The sequence below is a fragment of the Lonepinella sp. BR2271 genome (genome assembly GCF_051851515.1).
Lineage (GTDB): Bacteria > Pseudomonadota > Gammaproteobacteria > Enterobacterales > Pasteurellaceae > Lonepinella.
This window is the reverse complement of the sequence record NZ_JBPDVF010000002.1, coordinates 67,480-81,634: the sequence shown is the minus strand read 5'-3', so window position 1 is coordinate 81,634 and position 14,155 is coordinate 67,480. Positions and strand designations below refer to the sequence as shown.

General features: G+C 42.2%; 17 protein-coding genes. 12 read left to right on the top strand and 5 right to left on the bottom strand.

The features are described 5' to 3' along the window. The first annotated feature begins 1 nt into the window (after window position 1). From ACTG7X_RS02360 to ACTG7X_RS02345, 4 genes are all read left to right on the top strand, one after another. Entirely contained in the window at window positions 2-220 is a 219-nt protein-coding gene (locus ACTG7X_RS02360; protein ID WP_439256940.1) for a YheU family protein, read from the top strand. A gap of 70 nt (window positions 221-290) precedes the next feature. After that, entirely contained in the window at window positions 291-968 is a 678-nt protein-coding gene (crp, locus tag ACTG7X_RS02355; RefSeq protein WP_439256939.1) for a cAMP-activated global transcriptional regulator CRP, read from the top strand. A gap of 102 nt (window positions 969-1,070) precedes the next feature. Then, window positions 1,071-1,826 (top strand): class I SAM-dependent methyltransferase, encoded by a 756-nt coding sequence (locus ACTG7X_RS02350; protein WP_439242819.1) that lies wholly within the window; start codon window positions 1,071-1,073, stop codon window positions 1,824-1,826. A gap of 139 nt (window positions 1,827-1,965) precedes the next feature. After that, complete coding sequence (locus ACTG7X_RS02345) at window positions 1,966-3,780, top strand: monovalent cation:proton antiporter-2 (CPA2) family protein (RefSeq protein ID WP_439256938.1); 1,815 nt, start codon at window positions 1,966-1,968, stop codon at window positions 3,778-3,780. Window positions 3,781-3,809: 29 nt separating this feature from the next. Here ACTG7X_RS02345 and recF read toward each other — a convergent pair whose 3' ends face one another. The 3 genes from recF to dnaA are packed head-to-tail and all read right to left on the bottom strand — an operon-like array spanning window position 3,810 to window position 7,404. Then, entirely contained in the window at window positions 3,810-4,895 is a 1,086-nt protein-coding gene (gene recF / locus ACTG7X_RS02340; protein WP_439256937.1) for a DNA replication/repair protein RecF, read from the bottom strand. Window positions 4,896-4,922: 27 nt separating this feature from the next. Then, window positions 4,923-6,023, bottom strand: a complete 1,101-nt coding sequence (dnaN, locus tag ACTG7X_RS02335) for a DNA polymerase III subunit beta (protein WP_439256936.1) — start codon at window positions 6,021-6,023, stop codon at window positions 4,923-4,925. 16 nt (window positions 6,024-6,039) lie between these two features. Further along, window positions 6,040-7,404: a chromosomal replication initiator protein DnaA gene (gene dnaA / locus ACTG7X_RS02330; protein ID WP_439256935.1), complete on the bottom strand. Its 1,365-nt coding sequence runs from the start codon at window positions 7,402-7,404 to the stop codon at window positions 6,040-6,042. A 411-nt stretch (window positions 7,405-7,815) separates the two neighbouring features. On the opposite strand from dnaA, the gene rpmH reads away from it, so the two are divergent. From rpmH to mnmE, 5 genes are read left to right on the top strand one after another with little or no spacing between them, the layout of a single operon-like run. Beyond that, window positions 7,816-7,950: a 50S ribosomal protein L34 gene (rpmH, locus tag ACTG7X_RS02325; protein WP_439242829.1), complete on the top strand. Its 135-nt coding sequence runs from the start codon at window positions 7,816-7,818 to the stop codon at window positions 7,948-7,950. 15 nt (window positions 7,951-7,965) lie between these two features. Further along, window positions 7,966-8,334: a ribonuclease P protein component gene (rnpA, locus tag ACTG7X_RS02320; protein ID WP_439242831.1), complete on the top strand. Its 369-nt coding sequence runs from the start codon at window positions 7,966-7,968 to the stop codon at window positions 8,332-8,334. Then, window positions 8,289-8,555 (top strand): membrane protein insertion efficiency factor YidD, encoded by a 267-nt coding sequence (gene yidD, locus ACTG7X_RS02315; RefSeq protein ID WP_439256934.1) that lies wholly within the window; start codon window positions 8,289-8,291, stop codon window positions 8,553-8,555. Before rnpA ends, yidD begins: the two co-directional genes overlap by 46 nt. After that, window positions 8,555-10,168 carry a membrane protein insertase YidC gene (yidC, locus tag ACTG7X_RS02310; protein WP_439256933.1) on the top strand — a complete coding sequence of 538 codons (1,614 nt, stop codon included), beginning with the start codon at window positions 8,555-8,557 and terminating at the stop codon, window positions 10,166-10,168. The genes yidD and yidC overlap by 1 nt, the downstream gene beginning before the upstream one ends. Window positions 10,169-10,228: 60 nt before the next feature. Beyond that, the gene (gene mnmE / locus ACTG7X_RS02305) at window positions 10,229-11,614 is read left to right on the top strand and encodes a tRNA uridine-5-carboxymethylaminomethyl(34) synthesis GTPase MnmE (RefSeq protein WP_439256932.1); all 1,386 of its coding nucleotides are present in this window, start codon (window positions 10,229-10,231) and stop codon (window positions 11,612-11,614) included. Between the two features lie 62 nt (window positions 11,615-11,676). On the opposite strand, the gene ACTG7X_RS02300 is transcribed toward mnmE, so the two are convergent. Further along, a complete protein-coding gene (locus tag ACTG7X_RS02300) occupies window positions 11,677-12,003 on the bottom strand; it encodes an addiction module antidote protein (RefSeq protein WP_439256931.1) in 327 nt (108 codons plus the stop codon). A 12-nt stretch (window positions 12,004-12,015) separates the two neighbouring features. Next, complete coding sequence (locus tag ACTG7X_RS02295) at window positions 12,016-12,327, bottom strand: type II toxin-antitoxin system RelE/ParE family toxin (RefSeq protein ID WP_439256930.1); 312 nt, start codon at window positions 12,325-12,327, stop codon at window positions 12,016-12,018. Between the two features lie 230 nt (window positions 12,328-12,557). On the opposite strand from ACTG7X_RS02295, the gene ACTG7X_RS02290 reads away from it, so the two are divergent. The 3 genes from ACTG7X_RS02290 (at window position 12,558) to ACTG7X_RS02280 (ending at window position 14,054) form a co-directional block, all read left to right on the top strand. Further along, on the top strand, window positions 12,558-13,427 hold the full coding sequence (locus ACTG7X_RS02290) for an Rpn family recombination-promoting nuclease/putative transposase (RefSeq protein WP_439256929.1): 870 nt from the start codon (window positions 12,558-12,560) through the stop codon (window positions 13,425-13,427). A 116-nt stretch (window positions 13,428-13,543) separates the two neighbouring features. Next, window positions 13,544-13,765 (top strand): hypothetical protein, encoded by a 222-nt coding sequence (locus ACTG7X_RS02285; RefSeq protein ID WP_439256928.1) that lies wholly within the window; start codon window positions 13,544-13,546, stop codon window positions 13,763-13,765. 55 nt (window positions 13,766-13,820) lie between these two features. Continuing rightward, window positions 13,821-14,054: a hypothetical protein gene (locus tag ACTG7X_RS02280; protein ID WP_439256927.1), complete on the top strand. Its 234-nt coding sequence runs from the start codon at window positions 13,821-13,823 to the stop codon at window positions 14,052-14,054. The last annotated feature ends 101 nt before the right edge of the window (window positions 14,055-14,155 follow it).

Below are 14,155 nucleotides of genomic sequence, written 5' to 3'. Positions count from 1 at the left end.
CATGATTATTCCTTGGCAAGAGATTGAGGAAGATACGTTAATCAATATCGTTGAGAGTTTTATTTTGCGAGAGGGAACCGATTACGGTATTGAGGAGCTATCTTTAGCACAAAAAACAGAAAATTTACTCGATCAAATTCGACAAGAAAAAGCGGTCATTGTTTGGTCGGAGTTACATGAAACCATTGATATTAAAAATAAAAAGGATTTTCTGCGTTAGGTTTGTTTATCTCAAGGCACGGCAGGGGAGATAGCAAAGCCTAGCAACGATTAGGACAAAGAGGTTATTTATGTCAGAACAAGTAGTACAGCCAGTTGAACCCCAACAAGAAAAGAAAATTACACATCGACTCGATCCCACGGTAGAGTGGTTCGTTTCTCATTGCCATATTCATAAATATTCAATGAAAACCACCATGATTTATGCGGGAGAAAAAGCCGAAACCTTATATTATTTGATTCGGGGATCCGCCTCAGTATCAACGAAAGATGAAGACGGCAAAGAAATGTTATTGACCTATTTAAGCTCAGGGGATTTTTTTGGTGAGGCAGGATTATTTAAAGAAGATGAAGTCCGTTCTGCTTGGATTAGAGCTAAAACCACCTGCGAAGTGGCAGAAATTTCTTATAAAAAATTCCGTCAGTTAGTGCAAGTCAATCCGGAAGTCTTGATGATTTTAGCCGGACAATTGGCCAAACGTTTGAGAACCACCTCACAACAAGTGAAAAATTTAGCATTCTTAGACGTGACCGGCCGCATTGCACAAACCCTGTTAAATCTCGCCAAAATGCCCGAGGCCATGACGCACCCCGAGGGCATGCAGATTAAAATTACCCGCCAAGAAATCGGACAAATGGTGGGTTGTTCCCGAGAAACGGTGGGCCGTATTTTGAAAATGTTAGAAGATGAACATTTGATTACCGCCCATGGTAAAACCATTGTGGTGTATGGTGAACACATACAGTGATTTAAGAAGGTTTAAAGTGCGGTGTTTTTCACCGCATTTTTTTATGGATAATCGGCTAAAATCTGATATATTAAGTCAAGTATTTTAATTGAGGATCTTCACATGAAAAAAGACGAAGTTGGACATAATTTCTTAGCACGTTTAGGTAAAACCCGCCTGCGCCCAGGTGGCAAGAAAGCCACCGATTGGTTGATTGCCAATGGCGATTTTGATGCGAATAAAAAAGTGCTTGAAGTGGCTTGTAATATGGGGACCACCGCTATTGGATTGGCCAAACAATTTGGTTGTCAGATTGAGGGCGTGGATTTAGACGAAGTGGCCTTGGAAAAAGCTCAAAAGAATATTGAGGCCAATGGCTTACAGGATAAAATCCACGTGCAACGTGCCAATGCTATGAAGTTACCTTTTGAAGATAATACCTTTGATATTGTGATTAATGAGGCCATGCTCACCATGTTGCCAGTGCAAGCGAAAATGAAAGCGGTAGAAGAATATTTTCGTGTGCTTAAACCAAATGGATTTTTATTAACCCATGATGTCATGCTGACGACTACCGAGGCCGAACCTGTTATTAAGCAGTTGCGAGAGGCGATTAATATTACTGTCACACCGCTGACCCGTGAGGATTGGACGCAGTTATTTAAAGACAGCGGTTTCCGCAATGTGGACAGTTTCCATGGTGACATGAGTTTGTTATCCCCGAAAGGCATGATTCATGATGAGGGCTTATTGGGGGCATTACGCATTGTGTCGAATGCCATGAAGTCAGAAAATCGGGAAACCTTTAAAAAAATGTTCAAAGTGTTTAACGATCCAGAAAAGAAACTGAATTTTATTGCGGTATGTAGCCAAAAATAAACCGATTTTCGGCAAAAACGCCAAAAAGATCGAAAAGTGCGGTGAATTTCACCGCACTTTTTTGTATGATAGTCCGTAGTGATGTTAAGCGAGCGCTATTATGCTCGGCTTTTTTATATAATTGATGATGGGGGAAATGATGGCGGCAGCAGAAAGTGCCAATCAATTAGTTCAGGTCGTGGTGTTATTGAGCGCAGCTGTGTTGGCGGTGCCTTTATTTAAACGGCTAGGATTAGGCTCTGTACTCGGTTATTTGGCCGCAGGGCTGGCGATAGGCCCCTTTGGTTTACAGTTATTTAGCGATCCTAATTCGATTATTCACGTAGCAGAACTGGGCGTGGTGATGTTCCTGTTTATTATCGGCTTAGAAATGAAACCCTCCCATCTCTGGGGCTTGCGCCGCCAAATCTTTTGCTTAGGGACGTTACAAGTCAGCCTGTGTGGGGCGTTGCTGATGTTGGTGGGAATTTACTTATTAGATTTCGCTTGGCAAACCGCCTTTGTGATTGGCGCAGGGTTTGTGCTGAATTCCACCGCAATCATTATGCAGGTTCTCGCCGAACGTGGCCAAATGAGCAGCCAAAGTGGCCAGAAAATGATTTCCATTTTGTTGTTTGAAGATCTCTTAATTGTGCCAATCCTAGCGATTGTGGCATTTTTATCCCCTATTGATAAACACGTCAGCAAGCCACTGTGGGAAAATCTGGCGATTGGTACGGGTTCTCTTACCATGTTAGTGGTCGCTGGTGTGTGGCTGTTGAACCCTTTATTCCGCATTCTCGCTCGCACCAAATTACGTGAAATGATGACGGCTGCTGCCTTGCTTGTGGTGTTAGGCGCCGCCCTATTAATGGAGGCCAGTGGACTGTCTGCTGCCATGGGTGCTTTTATTGCAGGCGTGTTATTATCTAACTCCAGTTTTCGCCATCAACTTGAAGCCGATATTGAACCTTTTCGTGGCCTATTATTAGGGCTGTTCTTCTTGGGCGTCGGCATGTCGTTAGATTTAGATTTGGTGTTGCATAATTTTGGCTTTATTTTATTGAGTGTGGTCGCCTTGATGTCCGTGAACGGCCTAGGTATTTATCTCGCTGCACGTTTCACCCGAAGTAGCAATGCGGTGGCGTTGGAACGTGCTTTTATTATGGCCTTAGGCGGTGAATTTGCTTTCGTCGTGTTTGCTGCTGCCGCCAACCAACATGTTATCACCCCAGAGCAACAGGCCAATGGCGTGGCCATTGTGGTGTTGTCTATGGTGCTCAGTCCGCTATTGATTTTGTTGCATAAGAAATATATAGAGCCTCGCTTTATCGGTTCGCAAGAAGAACGGGAGCATGATCAGATTGATGAAAAACACCCGATTATTTTGGTCGGATTCGGTCGAGTCGGGCAAGTGGTCAACAGCATGTTAACCATGTCAGGCTATGCGGTCACCGTGATTGATCGTGATGAAGAAATTATTTCTGGCATGCGAAAATTGGGCATTAAGGCCTATTATGGCAATGCCGAACGCCCCGAGATTTTGCACCATGCTGGCGTTGAGAATGCGGAAATGTTGATTGTGACCTCGGGCAATCGAGAAAAAGCCTCACACGTGGTGGAATTGGCACGCAAAATGAACCCGACGATTCGCATTTTGGCTCGAGCGAATGACCTCTTCCATGTGTATGAACTCTATCAACAAGGCGCTGATCGCCAAATCCGTGAAGTCTTTGATTCCGCCGTGCGTATCGGCCGTTATGCGCTAGAAGAATTGGGTGTGGAGGAAGAAAAAGCCCGAGAAATCAGCGATTGCTATTACCACCGTGATCGCCACCGTACTCGTTTAATGGCCGAAGTTTACGATCCGAGCTTTAAACATAAATTCCAAAATAAAGAAATGGTCAAAATTACCTTGGAACACGATCAAGAAACCATGGTGGAAATTCAGCAGATTTTGCAACGGGAAGAATAGCGAAAAAAGAGGAAAAAAATCACCGCAGTTTAGGCGTTTAACAGACGGATGTTCCCCTCATTCACCCCAAAACTGCGGTATTTTTCTACTTGCATTTGAGCCAGTTGATCGGCGGTGATGGCGGTGATAAACACTTGTGATTGGCTTTGTTGTAAGCGTTGCGCTAATAAGGATCGCTTAATTTCGTCCAGTTCCGAGGCGAAATCATCAATCAGGAAAATACAATGGCGGTTTTTCTGTTGCATTAAATGCTCGCCTTGCGCCAATCGCAAGGCACACATCAATAATTTCAGTTGGCCACGAGAAAGCACATCTTCCACCGGCAAGCTGTTTGCTTTGAAACGAAAATCCGCTTTTTGCGGGCCGGAAACGGTGTAACCGATTTGCTTATCTCGGGCAAAATTCTCGCTTAATGTCTCAGCATAATCCTTGTCTTTTTCCCAACCTTGATGAAAACTCAGTTGAATGTCCAATTCTGGCAGAAATAATTGGCAAGTTTGTTCAATGGCGGGGGTTAAGGCTTGGGCGTATTCGGCTCGCCATTGGGTCACTTGATGGGCAAGTTTTGATAGTTCAATGTCCCAAATTTTTAAGGCTTGATAATTGTAGGTTTGTTGCAACGCTGCATTGCGTTGTTTCAGTAACCGATTTAAGGCTGACCAAGCTGCATGAAAACTTGCTTGGTGGTGGAACAAGCCCCAATCTAAAAACGCTCGGCGATAACTTGGCCCACCATTTAACAGGGTTAATCCCTCGGGCGTGATAATTTGCATGGGCAATAAATGGGCCAGATCGGCAATTTTATTGCCGTCCTCGCCGTTAATTTTGACAATGGTATTGCCCTCTTTGCGCTGCTTTTGTAACCCTACCGACCATTGATGTTGCTGTTCTTGAATGCGCCCGTGTAAGGTGAAATGCGGTTGATCATAGCGGATAATGCGTGTGGTGACATTGCTTTTGAACGAACGACCATGCCCTAAATAAAACAGGCTTTCTAATAAGTTAGTTTTACCGCTGCCATTATTGCCGATCAAAAAGTTAAAGCCGTGGTCAAATTCCAGATCCACGGCGCTAAAATTACGAAAGTTTTCAATAATCAGACGAGAGATAGCCATAAAGTGCGGTCTATTTTTCCGGCATTTTTACAGCCGCATTGGCATAATCACGTATTCTGCTTGGCTGTTTTCGCAATCTTCAATTAAACAGCTTGATGAGGCATCAATTAACCGCATGCGCACCCGTTTACATTTCAACGCATTCAATACGTCTAAAATATAGCTCGCATTGAATCCCACTTCCATCTCTTCGCTTTGATAGGACACATCTAAGATTTCTTCCACTTCTTCGTGTTCTGGATTGGAGGCCAAAATGCGTAATTGATTTTCGCTTAGTTGTAAGCGCACAGTGCGAACCCGTTCTGTCGACAAAATGGCGGCACGCACAAAAGACTGTTTTAAGGTTTCCCAATCGCCCTCTAAAATGCGATCCGCATTGCGTGGCAACACACGGCGGTAATCAGGGAAACGGCCATCAATTAATTTGGTGGTGAAGATCACATTGCCTAATTGTACCCGTAAATTATTGGTGCCAATTTGCAAATGAGCGGGTTCTTCGCTATTCGGTTCGAGTAATTTTGCCAACTCTTGCACACCTTTACGTGGCACAATCACCGCATGATTTTGCAGTTCTTGCTCCAATGGAATGGTGCAAACCGCTAAACGGTGGCCGTCGGTAGACACGGTGCGCAACAAATTGCCCTCGGTTTCCAATTTCATGCCGTTTAAGGCATAACGGGCGTCATTGTTCGCCATGGAAAATTGGGTGGCATCAATTAAACGACGCACAATGCTTTGGGTCACGGTAAATTCCACTTCCGATTGCCAGTTGGTTAAATTCGGGTATTCCTCTGCGGGGAAAGTGGTTAAATTAAATTTACTGCGCCCAGAACGGACTAACGCACGATCTTCTTCAAAATCCACGGTAATGGTTGCACCCTCTGGCAAACTGCGACAAATGTCTAAGAATTTTCGGGCGGGAATGGTGAAATCGCCCTCCGCCTGATGTTGTAGAACCGCTTGCGTGGACAGCTCCACTTCAAGATCCGTCCCCGTAATGGTGAGGCGGTTGTCGTTAATTTGCAGTAACACATTGTTCAACACCGGAATATTCGGGCGATTGCTTAACACACCACAAACTTGTTGCAATGGTTTTAATAACTCTTCTCGTGAAATAATCAGTTGCATAGTGATTCTCCCTTTTTTAGGCCGATAACGTGCGGTTTAAATTGACCCAATCTTCTTCAATATTGCTGTCGGTTTCCCGTAATTCAACGGTTTTACGACAGGCATGTAATACGGTTGTGTGATCCCGATCACCAAAGGCTTTGCCGATTTCTGGCAAACTTCGGTTGGTTAATTCTTTGGCTAACGCCATGGCTAATTGGCGTGGTCGAGCGACCGAACGTGCACGATTCTTGGATTTTAAATCCGACACTTTAATGCGGTAATATTCCGCCACCACTTTTTGAATATTTTCAATGGTGACCAATTTTTCTTGCAATGCCAAAATATCTTTTAAGGTTTCTTCGGCAAAATCACGTGTAATCGGTTTGCCAGTAAATTCGGCATAGGCTTGCACTCGGTTTAAGGCGCCCTCTAAATCACGCACATTGGTGCGTAATCTTTCCGCAATAAAAAATGCCACTTCTTCGGGTAAATTAAGTTTTTTCTCCTCGGCTTTTTTCAGCAAAATCGCAATACGGGTTTCCAATTCCGGCGGTTGAATTTGTAAGGTCAGTCCGACACCAAAGCGAGAAGTTAAGCGTTCGGTAAAGTTCTCAATGCCTTTTGGTAAGCGATCAGAGGTTAAAATAATTTGTCGACCGCCCTCAAATAAAGAGTTAAAGGTGTGGAAAAATTCTTCTTGCGTGCCGCTTTTGCCTGCGAAAAATTGAATATCATCAATTAATAATACATCTAAAGAGCGGTAAAATTTCTTAAATTGTTCTAAACGTTCCGTTTTTAAGGCTTTTACCATTTCTTGCACATAGCGCTCGGAATGGATATACACAATGCGAGTATTAGGGTTATCCGCCAAAATAGCATTACCGATAGCGTGCAATAAGTGGGTTTTGCCCAAGCCTGTACTGCCGTATAAAAATAATGGATTGGTTAAGGAATCCCCCGGCTGTTTGGACACCTTTAAACCCGCTGAACGGGCTAATTGATTGGATTTACCGCCAACAAAATTTTCAAATACATAATGCGGATTTAAATTCGAACGAAAACCGCCTTGTTCAGAAACACCGGCATTTTCCACCGCACTTTGTGCCGAACCATGGGTATTCGCCGTCTGCGATTTAGGTGTCGGGCGTGAACCCTCTTGTAATTTCACCACTAACTGCGCATTTTGGCTTAACTGTTGCATAAGCGGGATAATTTTTTCCATATAATGGCTTTCCACCCAATTTTTAATAAACACATTGGAGGCATATAAAGTGACGGAATTATCCTGATTGATATCCGCTTGCAACGGACGCAACCACATATTAAAGTCATTGGAGGAAATTTGATCCTGTAATTGCAAAAGGCATTGTGGCCATAAAGTGGATAAGTCGGTTTTCATTTTTGTTTTAATATCAGTTAATTATATTCTAATGCTAAGATGCTAGCGGAAAAGTGCGGTTCAAATTAGCTTAATTCTACAATAAAAACGCACAAAGATCTTCATAAAAGGATCAAAAAAATTGCTTGAGATTTTTATGAAAATCCGTATAATTTGCCTACTCTTTTTTAGGGGCTTTTTATAGCGAGAAATCAAGTGGTTGCAGAAATAAAACCGACAATGGATGCAACTTTAACCAAGCGTGACTTGATTTCCATTTGACGAACGCTGATTTTATGAGTAAAATCTCGTTCCTTATTTTAGATAACTTTGAACAACCTTGTTTTCAAGTAATTTGTGTTTTGTTCGCTTTTGCTACGCATTTGTGAATAAAGCGATCAATAACCATTTTTGATTTAGGTAAATTTTAATATGAAACGTACATTTCAACCTTCTGTATTAAAACGTAGTCGTACGCACGGTTTCCGTTCACGTATGGCAACGAAAAACGGCCGTCAAGTTTTAGCCCGTCGTCGTGCTAAAGGTCGTAAAAGTTTATCAGCTTAATTCTGACGCTATTGCGTGATTAAGCTAAACTTTTCTAGGGAGTTACGTTTGTTAACTCCCGAACATTTCAAATACGTCTTTCAAGAGCCGCTACGTGCCTCTGCACCTGAAATCACCATTCTTGCTCGCAAAAATAGCTTACAACATCCCCGTTTAGGTCTGGCTGTGCCAAAAAAACATTTGAAACGTGCCCATGATCGTAATCGGATTAAACGTTTAAGCCGTGAAAGTTTTCGTTTGTTGCAACATAGCTTACCAGATTATGATTTTGTGATTGTGGCTAAAGCAGGCATTGGCAAATTGGATAATCCAACCTTAACCCACACTTTGGATAAATTATGGCAGCGTCACATTCGTTTGGCGAAAAAATTCTCATCAAACTGATTCGTGTTTATCAAATCGTGATCAGTCCGCTGTTGGGACCCCGTTGTCGTTTTGTGCCAACCTGTTCTTGCTATGGCATTGAGGCAATAAAAACGCACGGCGCTGCAAAAGGGGGTTGGCTTACGCTCAAACGTATATTAAAATGTCATCCTTTACATGCTGGTGGATTCGATCCTGTTCCACCAAAAAATGATAACAATAACCATAAAGAGAACAACTGATGAATTCTAGTCGTAGCTTATTAGCCCTTGCTCTATTGTTTATTTCGTTCCTTGTTTACCAACAATGGGAAATCGACAAAGCACCTAAACCCGTGGCCCAACAAACCACCGTTTCTGCCGTATCTCATGATACGCCTAGCAGTGCCACTGCCTCATCTTCTACGGTGGATGTGGCCGCTCAAGGTCGTGTGATCACCTTAACCAATGACGTATTCAGCTTAAAAGTGGATACGCTGGGCGGTGATGTGGTGGCCAGTAGCCTATTGGATTATGCTGCTGAATTAAATAGCCAAGATCGTTTAGTGTTGTTAGAAAATAATGCCAACAAAACCTATGTCGCACAAAGTGGCTTAGTGGGGAAAAATGGTATTGACAGTGCAGCGGGCCGTGCAGCTTACCAAGTGGCGGGGGATAACTTCACTTTAGCCGAGGGGCAAAATGAATTGCGTGTACCATTAACCTTTGAGCAAAATGGCGTGATTTATCGTAAAGTATTCGTATTAAAACGTGGCGAATATGATGTAGAAGTGAATTATGACATTCAAAATAACAGCGATAGTGCGATTGAAGTACAACCTTACGGGCAGTTAAAACACACCTTAGTGGAAAATTCAGGCAATATGGCCATGCCAACGTATACTGGCGGCGCTTATTCTTCTTCTGAAACTAACTATAAAAAATACAGCTTTGAAGAAATGGGTAAAAACAACCTTGCGATTAACACCAAAGCGGGTTGGGTTGCTGTGTTACAACATTACTTCGTCTCCGCTTGGGTCCCAAATCAAGATGCGGATAATCAACTTTACACCAGCACTAATAATGGCATGGGCTTTATTGGCTACCGTGGTCCAGTGGTCACTATCCCAGCAGGCGAAAGCAATACCATTACGAGCAAACTTTGGACCGGTCCAAAATTACAAAATAAAATGGGCGACGTAGCAAACCACCTTGACTTAACCGTAGACTACGGTTGGGCATGGTTTATTGCCAAACCATTGTTCAAATTACTCACCTTTATTCAAAGTATTGTGGTGAACTGGGGCGTGGCCATTATGTGCGTAACCCTTATTGTAAAAGGCTTGTTATATCCGCTTACCAAAGCACAATACACCTCCATGGCAAAAATGCGTATGTTGCAACCGAAAATGCAAGAAATGCGTGAGCGTTTTGGCGACGATCGTCAACGTATGAGCCAAGAAATGATGAAATTGTATAAAGAAGAAAAAGTAAACCCAATGGGCGGTTGCTTACCGATTCTTGTACAAATGCCAATTTTCATTGCCTTATACTGGACCTTTATGGAGGCGGTAGAACTCCGCCATGCACCATTCTTCGGTTGGATTCAAGACTTATCGGCACAAGATCCCTATTACATTTTGCCATTGTTAATGGGCGCCTCTATGTTCCTATTGCAAAAAATGTCGCCAACCCCTGTGGCCGATCCAATGCAGCAAAAAGTAATGACCTTTATGCCAGTGATCTTCACCGTATTCTTCCTCTGGTTCCCATCAGGCTTGGTGTTATATTGGTTAGTATCAAACTTGATCACCATTGTACAACAACAGTTGATTTATCGTGGATTAGAGAAAAAAGGGTTACATTCTCGTAAGTAATCCGTATTGAAATGACGATAAAAGGTATCGAGAGATACCTTTTATTTTAGGGAAAAGAGCATGACCACTGAAAATAATCTAAAAAACACCGCACTTAAAGACACCATTGTCGCTCAGGCTACCCCCATTGGGCGTGGTGGCGTAGGGATTTTGCGTATATCCGGTCCCTTAGCCATGAATGTGGCGCAAGCCGTGTTGGGCAAAACGCTCAAAGCTCGCTACGCCAATTATCTGCCTTTTAAAGACGAGGACGGCACGGTATTAGATCAGGGCATTGCCTTATTTTTCCAATCCCCGAATTCCTTTACGGGTGAAGATGTCTTGGAACTGCAAGGCCATGGTGGGCAAGTCGTGTTGGATCTCTTGCTGAAACGGATTTTACAAGTGTCTGGTGTACGTTTAGCTCGCCCAGGGGAATTTTCTGAACAAGCCTTTTTAAACGATAAACTCGATCTCGCCCAAGCCGAGGCCATTGCGGATCTCATTGATGCCACTTCGGAACAAGCTGCACGTTCCGCTTTAAAATCCCTACAAGGGGAATTTTCCAATAAGGTGAATCAATTAGTGGATGACGTGATCTATCTACGTACTTACGTCGAGGCCGCCATTGATTTTCCTGATGAAGAAATTGATTTTCTAGCCGACGGCAAAATTGAGAACAAACTCAATGCAATCATTGCACAACTCGCCGACGTGCGAGCCGAGGCCAAGCAAGGATCGATTTTACGTGAGGGCATGAAAGTGGTGATCGCAGGGCGTCCTAATGCGGGTAAATCCAGTTTGCTCAATGCCTTAGCAGGCCGTGAGGCAGCGATTGTGACCGATATTGCCGGCACCACAAGAGATGTATTACGAGAGCATATTCATATTGACGGCATGCCATTACATATTATTGATACGGCGGGGTTACGTGACGCCACGGATGAAGTGGAACGTATCGGGATTCACCGAGCTTGGACCGAAATGGAACAGGCTGACCGTATTCTTTTGATGTTAGATAGCACCGAACAGACAGATCTCGACAAAGTGCGGTCGGCATTTTTACAGAAATTACCGCCCAATATTCCCGTGACCTTAATTCGCAATAAAACCGATTTAAGCGGTGAAATCACTGGTTTAAGCGAAGAAAACGGCTATACGGTCATTCGCCTTTCTGCCCGCAATCAACAAGGCATTGATTTACTGCGTGAACATTTAAAACAAGCCATGGGCTACCAAACCAGTACCGAGGGCGGATTCTTAGCCCGTCGCCGTCATTTAGAGGCCCTAGAAAAAGCAGCCGAACATTTACAACAAGGTCATATTCAACTGACACAATTCTACGCCGGTGAATTACTGGCCGAAGAACTCCGCCTTGTGCAAACTCATTTAAGCGAAATCACGGGCCAATTTACTTCAGATGATTTATTGGGGAATATTTTTAGTTCGTTTTGTATTGGGAAGTGATATTTCCCCATACTGGCGTATGGGGTTATATATGTTATATCAAGCAATGTCTTGATGTGGTATTACGCTGCTTTCACGGTTGGAATCAGTTCAATATTTAAAGCAGCAAGAATTTTTCTCACCGTTTCAAAGCGAGGTTTACTGGAAGATAAGGTTTGATATAAACTCTCTCTGCCAATCCCCGCTTTTTTGGCTAATTCATTCATTCCCTTTGCTCTTGCGACTGTATTTAGTGCTTGTATAAATTCTTCATCATTGCCTGTTTTTAAGGTTTCAGAAAGATATAAAGCAATGAGTTCATCGCTATCTAAGTATTCTGCCACATCAAAATCTGTAATACCATATTTTTCAATCATTTCGGGAGAAATATCAATATGTTCAACTGTCATTTAAGTTATCCTCTATATTATTAATTTACCGGTTTTAATTTCTGTCCAGATTGTTTTTGCTTTTTCAATATCCGATTGCTGTGTTGATTTATCCCCACCATTAAGCAATATGTAAACAATATTTCCAGCTTTGGCATAGTAAATTCGATAGCCTTTCCCTGTATCAATACGCATTTCATACACACCATCATTAATCAATTTATGATCGCCAAAGTTCCCAGATATTGCTCTTTCAATCCGTTTGGTGACTAAAATTTTTGCAATGGGATCTTTCATGGATTTAAACCATTTTTTAAAATTATCAGTTTGTTTTATTACATTCATTTATACTCCTTTGTATAGTATATTGTAATGTTTTCAATACATAAAATCAACTGCTTTTACTTTGTAAAGCGTACTTCTTGATAAAGATATTCAATAGAGCAAAATAGTCGGTTTTAAGCATAATAAAACCTATTTTTGTGATCTTCATTCCAAAACTGATCATCATTTCTTGTTATTTTCCGCATATTCAACCTACACTGGATACCTGATTAACAAAATAAGGTATCCACATGCAACAACATTCACGCTATATCGATCTCACCACTGACTACGGCTTTAAACGCATTTTTGGGCGAGAAACCAACAAAGATTTATTAATGTCATTTCTCAATGAGCTATTTCAAGGCCGCAAAGTGATCAAGGATTTGGTGTATAACAAAAATGAACACTCAGGCGACATCCCCGAACAAGGTACCGTTATTTTTGACCTGACTTGTACCGCCGATGACGATAGCCAATTTATTATCGAAGTACAACGACGCCATCAAGAACTGTTTAAACAACGTACTATTTATTATGGCGCCAAACTTATCAGTGACCAAGCCCCAAAAGGTCATCGCAGTGACTGGGGCTATGATATTACTGAAGTCTATGTGATCGCCATAATGGACGGTTTTCACTTTTCCGATAAACCCGATTATCTGCACGATATTTGCCTATGCCATCGAAAGACAGGCGAAATTTTTTATGATAAACTGGGCTTTATTTATCTAGAATTGCTAAATTTCAACAAACCTGAAGAGCAGTTAACCACTGACTTAGAACGTTGGTTATTTGTATTAAAAAATATGGCAAAATTAGACAAACTCTCGCCCTATTTACGCAAACCAATCTTCGAAAAGTTATTTAGCATTGCTGAATATACCAGACTCAATAAAGAGGAAAAAGATATGTACGATGTGAGTTTAAAACGCAAATGGGATGAATATGCCATACTTACAACTGCCAAAAAAGAGGGGATAGCACAAGGATTACAGCAAGGGCGTTTGAATACACTTAAAGAAAACGCTAGAAATATGCTTAATCGTGGGTTTGATGTTCAATTAATTTCGGAAGTTTTGGGTTTATCTGTAGATGAAATTAAGAGTTTGATGAATTGATGTGGTTTCAAATAGGGCTAAAAATACTGTGTTTTTAGCCTTATTTACGTAAACCAATCTTCGAAAAGTTATTTAGCATTGCTGAATATACCAGACTCAATAAAGAGGAAAAAAACATGTACGATGTGAGTTTAAAACGCAAATGGGATGAGTATTCCTTGCTTACCTCTGCAGAAACAAGAGGAATACGGCAAGGATTAGAACAAGGATTACATCAAGGGCGTTTGGATACGCTTAAGGAAAGCGCTAGAAATATGCTTAACCTTGGGGTTGATGTGGCGACCATTTCTCAGTATTTGAACTTACCCATAGAAGATGTTCGAAAGTTACAGCATTAATTTTGTTTCAAAGTGGCCTGTATTGACAGGCCACTATGTTAAAGGAGGAAGATAAATGTACGACGTCAGTTTAAAACGCAAATGGGATGAATATTCCTTGCTTACCTCTGCAGAAACAAGAGGAATACGGCAAGGATTACAACAAGGATTAGAACAAGGATTACAACAAGGGCGGTTAGAGGGACTAAAAGATGGGGCCCGAAATATGCTTGCTCGTGGCCTTGACGTTCAATTAATTTCGGAAGTTTTGGGCTTGCCTGTTGACGAAGTTAAAAAGTTGATGAATTGATATTTCCCGCTACACTCTCTAGCCACAGCGTGGCATGGCCATGCTTAACCCCATACGCCGGTGTGGGGGGCATTACCCTCACAGATAGTGACATAAATAGT

Bases quoted from the DNA above. Each gene is read 5' to 3' on its own strand.
- rpmH (WP_439242829.1), top strand. From the start codon at position 7,816: ATGAAACGTACATTTCAACCTTCTGTATTAAAACGTAGTCGTACGCAC.
- crp (WP_439256939.1), top strand. From the start codon at position 291: ATGTCAGAACAAGTAGTACAGCCAGTTGAACCCCAACAAGAAAAGAAA.
- ACTG7X_RS02345 (WP_439256938.1), top strand. From the start codon at position 1,966: ATGGCGGCAGCAGAAAGTGCCAATCAATTAGTTCAGGTCGTGGTGTTA.
- dnaA (WP_439256935.1), bottom strand. From the start codon at position 7,404: ATGAAAACCGACTTATCCACTTTATGGCCACAATGCCTTTTGCAATTA.
- ACTG7X_RS02290 (WP_439256929.1), top strand. From the start codon at position 12,558: ATGCAACAACATTCACGCTATATCGATCTCACCACTGACTACGGCTTT.
- ACTG7X_RS02300 (WP_439256931.1), bottom strand. From the start codon at position 12,003: ATGACAGTTGAACATATTGATATTTCTCCCGAAATGATTGAAAAATAT.
- yidD (WP_439256934.1), top strand. From the start codon at position 8,289: ATGGCAGCGTCACATTCGTTTGGCGAAAAAATTCTCATCAAACTGATT.
- ACTG7X_RS02350 (WP_439242819.1), top strand. From the start codon at position 1,071: ATGAAAAAAGACGAAGTTGGACATAATTTCTTAGCACGTTTAGGTAAA.
- recF (WP_439256937.1), bottom strand. From the start codon at position 4,895: ATGGCTATCTCTCGTCTGATTATTGAAAACTTTCGTAATTTTAGCGCC.
- yidC (WP_439256933.1), top strand. From the start codon at position 8,555: ATGAATTCTAGTCGTAGCTTATTAGCCCTTGCTCTATTGTTTATTTCG.
- ACTG7X_RS02360 (WP_439256940.1), top strand. From the start codon at position 2: ATGATTATTCCTTGGCAAGAGATTGAGGAAGATACGTTAATCAATATC.
- dnaN (WP_439256936.1), bottom strand. From the start codon at position 6,023: ATGCAACTGATTATTTCACGAGAAGAGTTATTAAAACCATTGCAACAA.
- mnmE (WP_439256932.1), top strand. From the start codon at position 10,229: ATGACCACTGAAAATAATCTAAAAAACACCGCACTTAAAGACACCATT.
- ACTG7X_RS02285 (WP_439256928.1), top strand. From the start codon at position 13,544: ATGTACGATGTGAGTTTAAAACGCAAATGGGATGAGTATTCCTTGCTT.
- ACTG7X_RS02295 (WP_439256930.1), bottom strand. From the start codon at position 12,327: ATGAATGTAATAAAACAAACTGATAATTTTAAAAAATGGTTTAAATCC.
- ACTG7X_RS02280 (WP_439256927.1), top strand. From the start codon at position 13,821: ATGTACGACGTCAGTTTAAAACGCAAATGGGATGAATATTCCTTGCTT.